The sequence below is a fragment of the Micromonospora sp. NPDC005291 genome (assembly GCF_040607415.1).
Lineage (GTDB): Bacteria > Actinomycetota > Actinomycetes > Mycobacteriales > Micromonosporaceae > Micromonospora.
Genome location: NZ_JBEXGR010000001.1, coordinates 437,547 through 452,876, shown reverse-complemented (window position 1 = coordinate 452,876; position 15,330 = coordinate 437,547). Strand labels below are relative to the sequence as shown.

At 73.5% G+C, this 15,330-nt stretch carries 8 protein-coding genes; 4 read left to right on the top strand and 4 right to left on the bottom strand.

Annotation, left to right across the window (positions count from 1 at the left end):
* Positions 1-7: 7 nt before the first annotated feature.
* Both ABZT18_RS01990 and ABZT18_RS01985 read right to left on the bottom strand, forming a co-directional pair.
* Complete coding sequence (locus ABZT18_RS01990; RefSeq protein WP_354993238.1) at positions 8-3,613, bottom strand: hypothetical protein; 3,606 nt, start codon at positions 3,611-3,613, stop codon at positions 8-10.
* 169 nt (positions 3,614-3,782) lie between these two features.
* Complete coding sequence (locus ABZT18_RS01985) at positions 3,783-4,592, bottom strand: DNA-formamidopyrimidine glycosylase family protein (RefSeq protein WP_354993239.1); 810 nt, start codon at positions 4,590-4,592, stop codon at positions 3,783-3,785.
* Between the two features lie 109 nt (positions 4,593-4,701).
* Here ABZT18_RS01985 and ABZT18_RS01980 point away from each other — a divergent pair, with 109 nt between their 5' ends.
* Positions 4,702-5,958, top strand: coding sequence for a hypothetical protein (locus tag ABZT18_RS01980; protein ID WP_354993240.1), 1,257 nt, complete (start codon positions 4,702-4,704; stop codon positions 5,956-5,958).
* A gap of 26 nt (positions 5,959-5,984) precedes the next feature.
* Here ABZT18_RS01980 and ABZT18_RS01975 read toward each other — a convergent pair whose 3' ends face one another.
* Positions 5,985-6,227, bottom strand: coding sequence for a CPCC family cysteine-rich protein (locus ABZT18_RS01975; protein WP_225854764.1), 243 nt, complete (start codon positions 6,225-6,227; stop codon positions 5,985-5,987).
* A gap of 155 nt (positions 6,228-6,382) precedes the next feature.
* Here ABZT18_RS01975 and ABZT18_RS01970 point away from each other — a divergent pair, with 155 nt between their 5' ends.
* Positions 6,383-6,946 carry a hypothetical protein gene (locus tag ABZT18_RS01970; RefSeq protein WP_354993241.1) on the top strand — a complete coding sequence of 188 codons (564 nt, stop codon included), beginning with the start codon at positions 6,383-6,385 and terminating at the stop codon, positions 6,944-6,946.
* Positions 6,947-7,056: 110 nt separating this feature from the next.
* Here ABZT18_RS01970 and ABZT18_RS01965 read toward each other — a convergent pair whose 3' ends face one another.
* Positions 7,057-11,724: a DEAD/DEAH box helicase gene (locus tag ABZT18_RS01965; protein WP_354993242.1), complete on the bottom strand. Its 4,668-nt coding sequence runs from the start codon at positions 11,722-11,724 to the stop codon at positions 7,057-7,059.
* A 178-nt stretch (positions 11,725-11,902) separates the two neighbouring features.
* On the opposite strand from ABZT18_RS01965, the gene ABZT18_RS01960 reads away from it, so the two are divergent.
* Both ABZT18_RS01960 and ABZT18_RS01955 read left to right on the top strand, forming a co-directional pair.
* Positions 11,903-12,289, top strand: coding sequence for a hypothetical protein (locus tag ABZT18_RS01960; RefSeq protein ID WP_354993243.1), 387 nt, complete (start codon positions 11,903-11,905; stop codon positions 12,287-12,289).
* 200 nt (positions 12,290-12,489) lie between these two features.
* Positions 12,490-15,324: a Na+/H+ antiporter subunit A gene (locus ABZT18_RS01955; RefSeq protein ID WP_354993244.1), complete on the top strand. Its 2,835-nt coding sequence runs from the start codon at positions 12,490-12,492 to the stop codon at positions 15,322-15,324.
* Positions 15,325-15,330 lie beyond the last annotated feature (6 nt).

Here is a 15,330-nt window from a genome sequence, read left to right as displayed (position 1 = left end):
CGGCCGGTCACGGCGGTGTGGTGACCAGGATCGGGCCGGTGTACGGCGAGCTGCCCACGACGTTGAACGACCGGATCCGGTAGTGGTAGGTCACGCCCCGGGCCAGCCCCGTGTTGGTGAACCCGCGACCGGTCACGGTGAAGGTCGCCACCTCCCGCTCGAACGCCGGGTCCAGCGCCCTCTGCACGATGAACCCGGACCCCGCGCCGGCGGGTGTGCTCGCCGCCCAGGCCAGGATCACCGTCGCGGTGTCCGGCCCCGGTGCGCCTGCGGTGGCGCTCACCACGCTCGGGGTGGCCGGCGCGGGCGGAGAGCTCACGGCGGCCACCGTCGACCAGGCCGAGGCCGCGCCCAGATAGGTGGTCCGCACGCGGTAGTAGTACGTGGTGTCCGGTGCGACCGTGACGTCCAGGTGATTGGCGCCGACCCCGATCGCCGTGGTGCCCGGGCCGCTGGTGAAGGTCGGGTTGGTGGCCCGCTGCACGTCGATGCCGGTGGCGAACGACCGGTTCGTCCAGCGCAGCGCCACCCGCAGCGGCGCGGCAGGCGGGAGGGCCGCGACCAGACCGCTCGGCGCGGCCAGGTGCACCGAGGCGGGCACACCGTTCGACCAGGACGAGTAGCTGACCGCGTTCTCTGCCCGGATCCGGTAGTGGTAGGTCACCCCGGGGGTGACGGTCGCGTCGGTGTAGCGGGTGGCGGCGGCCGCGACGGTGATCGTGGTGAGCTCGCCGCCGAAGGTCGCGTCGGTGGCCCTTTGCAGCAGGTGGCTGGTGGCGGGGGGTCGGCCGCCGTTGCCGGTCCAGGCCAGGGCGATCGCGGGTAGCGCGGTGGCCGAACCGGGCGCCGGCGTGGCGGTGAGCCCCGTCGGTGCCTTCGGCGCCACCCGTAGCACCAGCGGCCGGGTCATCCCGCCGTCGCGGTGGCCGGCGAGCTGGCTGTGCCAGCGATACTCCCAGCCCAGGTTCACCAGTTGGTTGACCACCGCGGTGGGTCGCCCGTCCGCCGGACTGACCGGGGTCGACCCGGTCCGGGCCCCGGCCGGGCGAACCGGGTCGAGCAGCCGGACGCTGTCGCCCAGCTTGAACGGCAGCACCGGGGCGACCGGGCGCAGCGCCACCACCACGTCCTCGCGGGGGTTGACCCGGACGATCTCCTTCCAGCCCAACTCGGTGCCGTGCGGAGGCCGCAGTGTGCCGTCCCAGCCGACCCGGTTGACCAGCTGCACGTCGCAGCCGCCGAAGTGCAGCGGCTCGGTCTGCCGGACGTTGCCACTGATCCGCCAGAGTTGCGTGCCATCAGTCGGCGTGCCGACCGGCACGGCGGGGTCGGCGGCGAAGAGCACCTCGGTGACCGGGTCGGTCGGACCGAGCGGCAGGGTCGTCGGGCTGAGCGGCCCGGCGTGCGGGTGCCCGACGCCGAGGCGGCCGGCCAGCCGGCCGTGGTCGGGCTCGAAGACCTGCTGTGCGGCCTTGACCGCGATCGGCAGGGTCACCGGGCCGGCCCCGGCCGTTGGAGTGAACGTCACCGTGGTGGCGTACACCGGCACCGTCGTCTCCGACAGGGTCCGGGTGCCGTACGCCGGGTCGAACGCCGGCTGCGGCACGATCGGCGGACGTTGGCTGGCCGCGTACGCCAGGGGCAGCCTTTGGCACAGCCGGGTCAGGTCGTACGGCGGCGCCGGCGCTCCGGTGACCCGGAACTGGAGCAGGGTGCGGGTGTTCGGGCCGTACCCCGGCTCGGTAGGGGGCGGGCCACCTTCGGTGGTCCGGTCGGGGGCGTCGGTGTACTGGTCGTAGCGCGGGTCGAAGCCGGGCTGCGGGGCCGGTGCGTCGTTATACAGGATCAGCGTGCTGCCCGGCGGCACGGCGGAGAAGTCGACCAGCACGTCGGCCCGCTCGCCCGGAGCGAGCAGCAGGGTGTGCCCGTCGACGTTCAGCACGGTCGGGTCGAGCCGGTCGTAGCGGTAGCCGATCGGCCGGTTCGGCAGCACCACCGGGGCGGGGAGCAGACCTGCCTCGTTGCCGATCTGGATGAACGCGGGCCCGGCGGCGCGCGGATCCGGCACCCCACCGGCGCGCCCGTCGGTCGGCCAGCTCGCCGGCCGGTCCGCCGCCGGCACGGCGGGCACCATCGGCACCTCGCCCGCCTCGGCGTCGGCCAGACCGCCGTCGTCGGTCCACATCGGTCCGTCGGAGCAGGCGCGATAGAGCTGGAGGTTGAGGCTGCGGTCCAGGCAGGCGTTGAGGATCCGGAACCGGTACGCGCGCGGCCGCACCTCCAGGTACGGGTAGGCGACGCCGTTGACGAGCGGGGTGTCGCCGTACGCCTCGGGGACCGCGGACGGGTGTGGCACGCCGGGGCTCAGCGGCGGCTCGTCCGGCGCGTCGACCGGGTCGTGGTGCGGGTTCGGTACCCAACCATCGGTGCCGGTGCCGTCCGGGGTCGTGGTGTGCGACCAGGGGCCGTAGTCCCACCGACCGGTGGGGTTGCGTCCGCCGGACCGGTACGGGTTCTGCCGCGACTGGTAGACGTGTGGGTGCCACAGGCTGCCCCGGGCGCCCCAGCGCTCGCGGTCCCACGTCGGGTCCTCGCCGGCCAGTTGGGTGTCGTCCGGCACGAACGTCTTGTCCTCGATGACCAGCGGCAGCTCGTCGGCCGGCAGCACCTTGTCGGCGACGAGCTGCTCCTCGGCCGGGTCGGTGAGCAGGTAGAGCGCGAGCTGTCCGCCGTAGACGGTGAGCCGGGCCAGGCCGAGGGTGTTGTCGTGGAACCACATCAGCCGGCCGCTCTGCTCGTTCGGGTAGTAGAGCGTGGTGGCGCCGGCGCCGGGCGGGGGCATGTCCGGCACGTGGGTCACGCCCACCCCGGTCGGGTACGGAGTGATCTCCCCGGCCGGGGTGATCCACTGCCCCGGGTTGCCCGCGCTGGTCCACCCGGTCTGTGCCCCGGCCAGGTGCAGCACCGCCCGGTTCTGCGGGTACGGCGCAGGCCCGTCCAGTGGACCGAGACCGGCACCCTCGATCGTGTCGTCGACGGGCAGGAACAACTCGCCGGCCCGGCCGGTCGGGAGCTGGTTGATGAACTTCACCCGGACCGGTCGGCCCCGACGGGCGAGGATCATCGGGCCGAGGTGCCAGGGCCGTTCCGGGGGTGCCACCGTGTTGTGCCCCGCCGCGTCGGTGCCCAGGTTGAGCTGCCGGTAGCCGCGCAGCCGGGTGGCCGGCAGGTCTCGGTGCAGTCGCTGCGCGTACTCCTGGAGGCCGATCTCGTAGTAGTCGCAGCCCGGGTAGCTGATCGTGTCCGGTGCCGCCACCGGTAGGTGGCCGCCGACGGTGGTGTGACCCCGCTGGCCCGGGGTGGGCAGCGGGTCGACGAACTTGCGCAGCCCCGTGCCGGGCACCACCCGTCCGTCGGCGTCCCGCCTTGGGCGAGGGCTGTGTGCGAAGTTCGGCACCGGGCCGAAGCAGCGGGGGACCACGGCCGGGTCCAGGCTCGGCGCCGGTGCGGTCTCCTCGGCGGTACGCGCGGCCGGCACCAACGCCGTCCGGCCGTTGGTGTCGCGGGTGGTCCGCTCGAAGAAGGTGGAGCGGAGCCTGCGGAACATCGCCATGACTCTCCCCGGGGTCGGGGCACGGGGTCCCCGCCACCCCGGCGTGGCGGACCTCGGCACTCTACTGACGGTCGGTGAGCACTCAACCGCAGCATGCGACTCCGACGGCCGGATAGGGAATTACCCAATCGTCCGTTTCTGGGATGACCTCGGCCCACGGGCGTCCTGGTCAGCCGGGTGGAGGCTTGTCCGTGTGCTCGGGCTGGCAGACCGGGCACCAGTAGGTGACCCGCTCGCCCAGCTCCTCCTTGCGGATCGCGGTGCCGCAGCGGCGGCAGGGCTGGGCGCGGCGACCATAGACGTAGCTGGTCTGCCCCCGGTGGAGCGAGCCGGTGCTGCTCTGCGTCCACCGACCGCGGTTGGCGGCGAGCAGCCGCTGTGCGAGGGTCACCAGGCCGGGCAGGTCGGGCACCGCGCCGACCGGCGTCCACGGCGACACACCGCGCAGGAACAGCACCTCGCACTTGTAGAGGTTGCCCACCCCGGCCAGGTTGCGCTGGTCGAGCAGCGCCTCGCCGATGGTCTGCTCCGGGTGGTTGGCGAGCCGACGGACCGCCTCGGCCGGGGCCCAGTCCGGGCCGAGCAGATCGGGGCCGAGGTGGCCGACCAGTCGGTCCTCCTCGGCGGTCGGCACCAGGGCGATCTCGTGCAGGTGGTAGCCGACCGCGACAGCGGCGGGGCTGCGCAGCACCACCCGGATCAGGTGGGCGGGCCGGCCGCTCCAGCGTTCCCCCGGGGCGTACGCCCGCCAGGCGCCGTCCATCCGTAGGTGGGAGTGCAGGGTCCAGTGCGCCTCGTTCGGAGCGCTGAGACGCAGCAGCAGGTGCTTGCCCCGGCTGGCCGACTCGCGGACGGTCCAACCGGTGAGATCCGTGGTCGCCAGCTGCGGCACCCGGAAGTCACTGTCGGTGATCCGGGCGCCGGCCAGTGCGCGGTGTAGCACGCGCGCGGTGTTCCAGACGGTGTCGCCTTCGGGCACCCTGCCATCCTCCCTCTTTTGAGCCAAATTCGCATGTGTCGCTATTTGTACATAGGTTCCTCATGATCTCCTGACATGCGAAGGTCAGTGGGATCTGAGGAGATTGCCCATGAAGCGACCTCGTTGTCGTACCCGGTTTGCCGTCCTCATCGCCACCCTTCCCCTCGTCCTCACCGCCGCGCTCCTGCCCGCCATCGGCGGAGTCCCGGACACTCCGGCTGCCGGCAGCCCGCTCACCCTCACCGCTGCCGCCCCGAGCGCCGAACGGTGGAACGCCGACCTCACCGTCGTCGACCGCGACGACGTCAACGTCCGGCGCACGGCAGCCGGGCTACGGCTGCGTGAGGCCCGTCGCAGCGCTCGCAGCCCGCACAGCGCGGTCGCCGAGGGGATGCTGCTGACCACACCCCGCACCCTCGCCCGGCCGGCCACCCGGGTCCGCGCCGAGATCAGCGCCTCGGTCCCCGCCGGGGCAACCGTGGAGGCGCAGGTTCGCGGCTGGCGGGCCGCCGGCTGGACGGAGTGGCGGGCGGCCACCGCCGGCGCGGTCTTCGACCGGCCGGTCACCCGCGTGCAGACCCGGGTGGTGCTGACCGCGCCCAAGGGCGGCGTCACCGCGACGGTACGCGGCGTGCAGCTCACCGCCGACGCGACCGCCGCCGTCTCCGCCGCCACGCCCGGCCGCACCTACCGGGTGTACGCCACACGCATCGGGCTGGTCGGCGAGGTGACCGCCAACGGTCGTACCGTGCAACCTCGGGACCACTTCGCGGCGCTACCGTCGCGGCGCGGCCTCTCCCCACTCAACACCGGCGACTACACCGTGCGGGTCTGTACGACCAGTGGCTCCCGCTGCGAGTACGCCCCGGTCTGGGATGTCGGGCCGTGGAACACCCGCGACGACTACTGGAACCCCTCATCGGTACGGGAAAACTGGAAGAACCTGCCGCAGGGCCGACCCGAGGCGCAGGCCGCGTACCAGTCTGGCTACAACGGCGGGCGGGACCAGTTCGGGCGGACCGTGCTCAACCCTGCCGGCATCGACCTGGCCGACGGCACCTTCTGGGACGGGCTGCGGCTGACCACCAACGCCTGGGTGGACGTCGCCTACCTCTGGACCGGAGGCGGGCCGCGCGGCGTGGTCGGTGACGGGCCGCTCAACATCCGCACCGGGGCCAGGACGTCGTCCTCGATCCGTGGCCTCGCCGCGCACCTGGCCCACGTGCCGATCCAGTGCTACGTGACCGGCCAGTCAGTAGCCGGCCCATACCGCACCACCACCCGCTGGAACCGCCTGGCCACCGGGCAGTACGTCAGCCACGCGTACATCTCCAGCGTGTACGGCGGCAGTGTGCCGGTCTGCTGAGCCACGCTCGCCCCGTCGAGCGTCGGTCAGGGGCGCTCGTCGGGGCGGGCCGGGCGCACCATGTCCTGGTAGCGCGGGTGGCTGGCACCGTAGACGGCGTAGTTGAGTCGGGCGTGCGAGAGGCTCAGGTCGCCGTTGGGGCCACCCCGGACGGCGTCGGCGTCGGCGTCGGTCTGGCCGTCGTCGGTCCAGAAACAGACCGGGCAGGTCCCCCCGCCGGTACGGGATGCGCAGCAGGGACAACCCACAGGAACCACATGTTCACCCACCGGGGAAGCATTCCACAGTCGAATATCAGTCGGATACCCGCAGGAGGTCCCCCAGGGGCCCTCGCAGGAGGTCGACCAGCGGATGGCGGATACGGGACAGCGCAGTGGCCGACCGGCCCCTCCCGCTGCCGGATGCCGTTGGGCAGAATGCCCTCGTGACAATTCGGAGCCTGCCCGCCGTCGGGGCCCTGCTGATCGTCGTCGCCCTTACCGCCGCTTGTGGCAGTGACGACGACGGCCAAGCGAACGCGGCCCCATCCGCCTCGTCCGAGTCGGCCACCACCGGTCTCCCGAGCGCGCCGACGCCCGAGGCTCCGCCAACCGCGAGCGGTGCGGCTCCGCCCTCCGGGGCCCAGGGGCCGACAGAGCGGCGCCCGGCCAGCCCGCCGCCGGTGGTGCTACCCAAGCGTCCGACCGGTGCGCCAGGGGCGAAGCAGGTCGTTGCCGCGTTCAAGGCTGCCGGTCTGAAGGTGCCGCGGCCGAAGGATCGCTCGGTCGACTGCGGACCGGACGGGCTCGGCCTGGGCTGTTCCGAGTTGATCGCCACCGACGCTGTCACGGTGTACGTGTTCCCGGACGAGACCAGCGCCAGTGACATCGCGGAGACCTGGGGCGGCCAGTCGTACCGGCGCGGCGCGGTGGTGCTCAACTACCTCGAGGCGAAGACACCGGCAGCCGACCGCCCTCGCTACGAGAAGGCGCTCGACAACCTCCGCTGAGCGCCGAGCCGTGGCGCTCCGGGGCATGTCTGTCTGTTGAGCGGTATACCTGTGAGTCATACGTATGACTCACAGGTATACCGCTCACTCAGGTGCGATGCCGGGGCGAGTCAGCCGCGTAGGCGCAGGCCGCGTGGGGTGGCGCGGAAGCCGGCGGCGGTCAGCGCGTCGCGCAGGGGCGAGGAGTGCACCGCCTCGCCGTCGGCCCGCTCCACCGACATCGCACCCAACGCCCCAGAGTGGACCGCGTCGGCGAGCGCCTTACCGGCTGCGGCGAGAGTGTCGGTGTCGTCGGTGAAGGAGAGCAGCGTCCGGCCGCCGCGTTCCACGTAGAGGACGAGGTCGCCGCCCACCTGCACCACCAGCGCACCCGCCTTGCGGCCGGCCCGGTGGCCGGTCGCCGGGGCGGCCCCGTCGCCGGAGTCGACGACCCGGTCCGGCCAGGGCAGCGCCGCGCCGTACGGGTTGGCCGGGTCGGTGGCGGCGAGCACGGTGGCCAGCGTGCCCCGGCCCCGGGCGCCGTCGGTCGGCTCGGCGAGCGCGCGCAGCCGATCCACCGCACCGGGCACCGCGAACTGCGCGGCGCCCAGCCCTTCGACGAAGTAGCCCCGGCGGGCGGCGCCGCGCTCCTCCAATGCCGACAGCACCGGGTAGACCGCCGAGAAGCCGCCGACCACCTGCTCGGCCATCACCGCGCCGCGGGTGACCACCCCGTGCCGCTCCAGCAGCACGTCGGCGAGGGCAGCAGCACGCCGGGTCGGGTCGACGTCCCGCTCGGGTAGGCGCGACCAGCGGCCGGCGACGGTCGGCGGGCCACCCCGGGTGGGCAGGGCCACGCGGCCCGGCCGCCGGTAACGGGTACGCGGCGCGGACGGCCGCGAGCGGTGTGCGCCGCCGGCGCCGAGCACCGCGCGCAGCGGGGCGAGGGTGTCGTTGGTGAGGTGCCCGGCCCAGACCAGGTCCCAGATCACTCCGGTCAGCGCGGCGTCGTCGGTCGAGCCGACCCGGTCGGCCAGCGGCCGGAAGAACAGCGCCTGCCCGTCGCCGAGCGCGTCGAGCACCGCCTCGTGCAGCGGGGTGCGGGTCAACGCCTCGTCGGGGGGCGGGAGCAGCAGCGGTGCGGCGTCCGCGTACGCGAGGGTGACCCAGCCGTCGCCCCCGGAGATCGCCCCCGACCCCGCCCAGAGCACCTCCCCGCTGGCGCACAGCTCGTCGAGTTGGGCGGGGGAGTAGTCAGCGACCCGCCCGGGCAGCACCAACCGCTCCAGGGCGGACGCCGGCACCGCCGCGCCCTGCAACTGCTCCACCGTCGCGGCCAGCGCCTCCACACCTCGGGCGGACGAGCCGATCTGCTGCCAGCGGGGCAGGAACGTGGCCAGCGCCCGGGGCGGCACCGGCTCGATCTCCCGGCGAAGCGCCGCGAGCGAGCGGCGGCGCAGCATCCGCAGCACCTCGGCGTCGCACCACTCGGCGCCGGCCGAATCCGGGGTGAACTCCCCGGAGACCACCCGCCCGGTGGCGCCGAGCCGGCGCAGCGTCTGCTCGACGACGAACACGCCGAGCCCGAAGCGGGCCGCGCAGCTCGCAGCGGCGAACGGCCCGTGGGTGCGGGCGTAGCGCGCCACCAGGTCACCGAGCGGGTCGGCCACCGGGGCGAGGTACGCCTCGGCCACCCCGACCGGCAACGCCACGCCGAGAGCGTCGCGCAGCCGGGCGGCGTCCTCGACGCCCACCCAGCGCTGCTCGCCGGCGATCCGGACCCGCAGCACCCGGCGGGTGGCCTCCAGCTCGGTCAGCCAGGTCTCCGGCACACCCCGCTCGGTCAACTCGGCGTCGCTCAGGTCACCGAGCACCCGCAGCAGCTCGATCACGTCCTCGCCGTCGCGGGGGCGGCGCTGCTCGGTCAGCCAGCGCAACTGCCGGTCGGTTTCGGCGAGCACCGCCGGGTCGAGCAACTCGCGCAGGTCGACCCGGCCGAGCAGCTCGCCGAGGAGCGTGGAATCCAGGGCGAGCGCGGCGGCGCGCCGCTCGGCGAGTGGGGCGTCGCCCTCGTAGAGGAACGCGCCGACGTAACCGAAGAGCAGCGACCGGGCGAACGGGGACGGCGCGCTGGTCTCCACCTCGACCAGCCGCACCTTCCGGGCGGCCAGGTCGCGCATCAGCCCGGCCAGCGCCGGCTGGTCGAAGACGTCCTGGAGGCACTCCCGGGCGGCCTCCAGGGTGACCGGGAAGTCCGCGTACTCGCGGGCGACGTCGAGGAGTTGCGCGGCGCGTTGCCGTTGCTGCCAGAGCGGCTGGCGGCGGCGTGGGTCGCGGCGGGGCAGCAGCAGCGACCGTGCGGCGCACTCCCGGAAGCGGGCGGCGAAGAGGGCTGAGGTGCCCACCGACTCCTCCACCAGCTGGGTGATCTCGTCGGGTTCGAAGACGACCACGTCCGCGCCGGGTGGCTCGTCGGCGGTGTCCGGAAGTCGCACCACGATGCCGTCGTCGGAGGGCATCACCTGGGCGTCCACCCCGTACCGCTCGGCCAGCCGGCGACCCACCGCGAGGGCCCACGGCCCGTTGACCCGGGCACCGAGGACGCTGTGCACGGCGAGCCGCCAGTCGCCCAGCTCGTCGCGGAACCGCTCGACCACGATCGTGCGGTCGTCGGGCAGCGAGCGGGTCGCCTCCCGCTGCTCGCGCAGGTAGGCCATCAGGTTGCCGGCGGCCCAGTCGTCCAGCCCACCGTCACGCAGCGCGGCCAGCGCTGCCTCATCGCTCTGCCGCAGCAGGGTGCGCACCCGGGCGCCGATGGCCCGGCCCAGCTCCACGGGCCGGCCCAGCTGGTCGCCCTTCCAGAACGGCATGCGCGCGGCCTGCCCGGGGGCGGGCGAGACCAGCACCCGGTCGGGGGTGATCTCCTCGATGCGCCAGGAGGAGGAGCCGAGCAGGAAGACGTCGCCGATCCGGGACTCGTAGACCATCTCCTCATCCAGCTCGCCGACCCGGGCGGCCCGCTCGGCCCCGGCCAGGAAGACCCCGAACAGGCCCCGGTCGGGGATGGTGCCGCCGCTGGTCACCGCGAGTCGCTGTGCACCGGGACGGCCGGTGAGCAGGTCGGTCGCCCGGTCCCACACCAGTCGGGGGCGCAACTCCGCGAAGGCGGTGGACGGGTAGCGGCCGGAGAGCATGTCGAGCACGGCATGCAGCGCGGAGTCGGGCAGCTCGGCGAAGGGCGCGGCCCGGCGGACCAGCACGGCCAGGTCGCCGAGCGGCCACGGCTCCAGCGCCACCATCGCGACGATCTGCTGGGCCAGCACGTCCAGCGGATTGCGCGGGTAGTGCAGCTCCTCGATCGCGCCGTCGATCATCCGCTCGGCGACCACCGCGCAGGAGAGCAGATCGCCGCGGTGCTTGGGAAAGACGACCCCGCGGGAGACGGCGCCCACCTGGTGCCCGGCCCGGCCGACCCGTTGCAGCCCGGCGGCCACGCTCGGCGGCGCCTCGATCTGCACCACCAGGTCGACCGCGCCCATGTCGATGCCCAGCTCCAGGCTGGAGGTGGCCACCACCGCCGGGAGCTGGCCGGATTTGAGCGCCTCCTCGATGTGCTTGCGCTCCTCCCGGGAGACGCTGCCGTGGTGGGCGCGGGCGATCACGGGCGCCGCGCCGGTGGCCGCGCCGGACTGGGCCATCACCTCGGCCGGTGGCCGGTTGCGCACCGGACCGGCGGGGCCACCCCACCGCTGCGCGCCGGCTGCCGGACCGCCGTCACCCGCCGGGTCGTCGCCCGCTGACGACCCCTCCGGTACGCCAAGCGCGCCGTCACCCGACGCGGAGGCCACCTCTTCGGCGGCCAGCTCGTTGAGCCGGGCGCAGAGGCGCTCGGCGCTGCGGCGGGAGTTGGTGAAGACGATGGTCGAGCGGTGCTGCCCGATCAGCGTGAAGACCCGCTCCTCCACGGCCGGCCAGATCGAGGCGCGGCGTGGCCCGGGGCCGCCGAGGTCGTCCTCCGGTGGCTGCTCCTGCTCGTCCAGGCGGGTCATGTCCTCCACCGGGACCTGCACGCTGACCTCGATGGTCTTCGAGGTGGCCGGCTGCACCACGTCGACCGGGCGGGCGCCGCCGAGGAACCGCGCGCAGGCGTCGATCGGCCGGACGGTGGCGGAGAGGCCGATGCGCTGCGCCGGGGCGGGCAGCAGCTCGTCGAGGCGTTCGAGGGAGAGGGCGAGGTGGGCGCCGCGTTTGCTGCCGGCCACCGCGTGCACCTCGTCGACGATCACCGTCTGGATGCCGCGCAGCGAATCGCGGGCCGCGGATGTGAGCAGCAAGAACAGCGACTCGGGCGTGGTGATGAGGATGTCCGGTGGGGTGCGGGCGAAGGCTCGGCGCTCGTCGGCCGGTGTGTCGCCGGTGCGCATGCCGACGGTGATGTCGGGCGGTGTGACGCCGAGCCGGGTGGCCGCCTGCCGGATGCCGGCCAGCGGGGCGCGCAGGTTGCGCTCCACGTCGACGGCGAGGGCCTTGAGTGGGCTGACGTAGAGCACGCGGCACCGCTGTCGGGCCTCGGCCGGTGCGGGTTCGCGGGCCAGCCGGTCCAGTGACCAGAGGAAGGCCGCGAGAGTCTTGCCGGAACCGGTGGGCGCCACGACGAGGGCGTTGCGGCCGGCGGCGACCGACCGCCAGGCGCCGGCCTGTGCGGCGGTGGGCGCGGCGAAGGCGGCGTCGAACCAGGCACGGGTGGCCGGGCCGAACCCGGCGAGCGCCGCGCCGGTGTCTGCGTCTGCGCCGGTCACCGGTCCATCGTGCCCCGCTGGTACGACAACCACGAGCGACCCACGAGGGAATGTGTCCGACTGCAAGTCATAAGCACCTGATGAGTGCTTAATACGTTAAGTCTCACTTAACTGCTTGCTTATGGGGAACAACATAAAGTAACTTCACTCGCAACGCGAACCGGGGTGGAGGGATTCGATGGCCGGCGAGCAGCGCAACGTCGAACCGGGCACCGATGTGCTGATTCGCAAGGTCGACAGCCACCTCGCCACGCTCCGCGGTGGCCTGCACGGCCCCGAGCTCGAGCTCGCCGAACGCCTCGCCCGCTGCCTGCGGGAGCTGGTCATCTGCACCGCGCAGGCCAGCGCCGCCGATCGCGGCCAGGTCCGCGTCGCCGTCCACTACTTCGTGCTGCGCCGGGAGAGCCGGGGCCGGCTGCTCTCGGTGCGGTCGCTGGCCGCCGCGGAGCGGGTGGTCGACCGGGTCGCGCGCCAGCTCGGCCGCCTCGACCTGCTGGCCGAGCTGCACCGCGACCGCCCCGCGCCCGACGACGCACTACCTTTCGGCGACGCCCTGCTGCGCTGACCGCGGTGGTGCTCCACGCGGCCTGCCGCACCGTGCCCGTCGGGCCCCGCTGCCGGAGAGCTCAGCAGCCACGGGCACGGACACCTGCCTCGATTGCGGGCTAATTCCGGCAAAACCGCCCGAGAAGCGACGAACTGGCGTCTGATCGCTGCTAGGCGCCACCGCTGCATGGGCGTCGGTCACCTCGATCGGGGGCGCGGGTGCTCGTACTGCTCATCCTCCATTTCGTGGCGGCCCTCGCTGCGCCCCTGCTGGTCCGATGGTGGGGTCCACGCGCGTTCTACCCGCTGGCGCTGGCGCCTGCCGCCGCGTTCTGCTGGGCGGTGGCCAACACCCCGGCCGTCGACGACGGCGGGGCGGTGGTCGAGACGTACCCGTGGATCCGGCAGTTGGGCCTCGACATCGCGTTACGGCTCACCACGCTGTCCTGGCTGATGACCCTGCTGATCGGCGGCATCGGCGCGCTGGTGCTGGTCTACTGCGCCCGGTATTTCGCCCCCGGCTCGACCGGGCTGGCGCAGTTCGCCGGGGTCCTGGTCGCCTTCGCCGGGGCGATGCTCGTCCTGGTCTTCGCCGACGATCTGCTGCTGCTCTACGTCGGCTGGGAACTGACCACGATCTTCTCGTACCTGCTGATCGGGCACAGCACCGAACGGCGTTCCAGCCGGTGGGCGGCGGCGCAGGCGCTGACCGTCACCACGCTGGGCGGGCTCGCCATGCTGGTCGGGTTCATCATGCTGGGCGAGCACGCCGGCACCTACCGCTGGTCCGAGATCGCCGCACAGCCCCTGCCCGGCGGCGGGTACCTGGTGGCCGCCGTGCTGCTGATCCTGGCCGGCGCGCTGTCCAAGTCGGCGGTGCTGCCGTTCAGCTCCTGGCTGCCGGCCGCGATGGCGGCACCGACCCCGGTCAGCGCCTACCTGCACGCCGCCGCCATGGTCAAGGCCGGCGTCTATCTGATCGGGCTGCTCGCGCCGGTGCTCGCCACGGTCGGCCCGTGGCGGCCGGTGGTGCAGGTCGCTGGCGTGGCCACCATGCTTCTCGGCGGGTGGGCCGCGCTGCGGCAGACCGACCTGAAGCTGTTGCTGGCGTACGGGACGATCAGTCAGCTCGGCCTGCTGGTCGCGGTGATCGGGTCGGGCACCCCGGACGCCGCCCTGGCCGGCACCGCGATGCTGCTGGCGCACGCCCTGTTCAAGGCGGCGCTGTTCCTGGTCGTCGGCATCATCGATCACGGTGCCGGCACCCGTGACCTGCGTGAGCTGTCCGGGCTGCGGCACTGGTCCCGGCCACTGTTCGTGGTCGCGGTGCTGGCGGCGGCGTCGATGGCCGGTGTGCCGCCGTTGGTCGGCTTCGTGTCCAAGGAGGCGGTGTTCGGGGCGTTCACCGACCAGCCGGCGCTGCTCACCGGTCTGGTCGCCGGGACAGTGCTCACCGTGGCGTACAGCGCCCGCTTCCTCTGGGGCGCCTTCGCCGACCGGCCGGGTGTGGAACCGGTCGCGTCGGGCCCCATCGCCGCGTCGCTGCTGGTCCCGCCGGCCGTGCTGACCAGCGTCAGCCTGCTCGCCGGCCCGGCCGCCAGCGTGCTGGACGGCGTGCTGCGCCCGTACGCCGATCTGCTCGGCGGGGTCGACGTACACCTGGCGCTCTGGTCCGGACCGACCCCGGCGCTCGGCCTGTCCGTGTTGGCGCTCGTCGGCGGCGGCCTGCTCTTCGCCGCGCGCGGGCCGCTCGCCCCGGTGTTGGCCCGGCTCCGCTCGCCGGTCGGCGGCAACCAGGGGTACGAGTGGGTCGTGGGCCGGTTCGACTGGCTGGCCATCGAGGTCACCGGAGCGACTCAGCGCGGCTCCCTACCGCAGTATCTGGGCATCATCCTGGTCACCCTGGTGCTGGTGCCTGGAGGGGCGATGCTCTCCGCCAGTCCATGGCGGGCTCGGATCCCGCTCTGGGACAGCCTGCTGCAGCCGGTGGTCGTGCTGGTGATCGCGGTGGCCGCGGTGCTGGCGGTCGGTGCCCGCCGCAGGCTGACCGCGATGCTGCTGGTGGGGATGACCGGTTACGGCACCGCGATGCTCTTCGTCCTGTATGGAGCGCCAGACCTGGCGCTCACCCAGTTCCTGGTGGAGACCGCGACGATCGCGGTCTTCGTACTGGTGCTGCGTCGCCTGCCGGAGCGGTTCTCGGCCCGGCCGCTGCGGCGCACCCGGTGGGCCCGTCGGGCGATCGGGGTGGCGGTGGGCGTCGTGGCGGCCGGCCTGGCCCTCGTGGCTGCCGGTGCCCGACGGGCACCGGACGTCTCCGCGGCCTTCCCGGACCTGTCGGTGATCAATGGGTACGGCCGCAACGTGGTCAACGTGACCCTGGTCGACATCCGGGCCTGGGACACGATGGGTGAGCTGTCGGTGCTGGTGGTGGCCGCGACCGGGGTGGCCAGCCTGATCTTCGAGCGGTCCCGCACCGGGCCGCGACCGCGTCGGCCGGAGGCGGACCGGCGGGTGAACAGACCCGGACGGCCGGTGTGGCTGCGGGGCGGTCCCACCCTGTACGAGGAGCGCCGCTCGATCGTGCTGGAGGTGGTCATCCGGCTGATCTTCCACACCGTCGTGCTGTTCTCCCTGTTCCTGCTCTTCTCGGGACACAACGCACCGGGAGGCGGTTTCGCCGGTGGTCTGGTGGCGGGTCTCGCCCTGGTGGTCCGCTACCTGGCCGGCGGCCGGTACGAGCTGACTGAGGCGGCTCCGGTCGGCGCCGGGTTGATCCTCGGCGCCGGGCTGGCCGTGGCGGTGGGCAGTGGCCTGGCGGGGCTGCTGCTCGGTGGAACCGTGCTGGAGAGCGCCAAGGTCGACCGGACCCTGCCGCTGGTCGGCGACGCCCACCTGGTCACGTCGCTCTTCTTCGACATCGGCGTGTATCTGGTCGTGGTCGGGCTGGTGCTGGACATCCTGCGCAGCCTCGGGGCCGAGGTGGATCGGCACATCGAGGCCACCGGGGCGGCCACGGGCGGGTTGGCCGTCGACAAGGGGGATCGGCCGTGAGCGCGA

Bases quoted from the DNA above. Each gene is read 5' to 3' on its own strand.
- ABZT18_RS01960 (WP_354993243.1), top strand. From the start codon at position 11,903: ATGGCCGGCGAGCAGCGCAACGTCGAACCGGGCACCGATGTGCTGATT.
- ABZT18_RS01980 (WP_354993240.1), top strand. From the start codon at position 4,702: ATGAAGCGACCTCGTTGTCGTACCCGGTTTGCCGTCCTCATCGCCACC.
- ABZT18_RS01990 (WP_354993238.1), bottom strand. From the start codon at position 3,613: ATGGCGATGTTCCGCAGGCTCCGCTCCACCTTCTTCGAGCGGACCACC.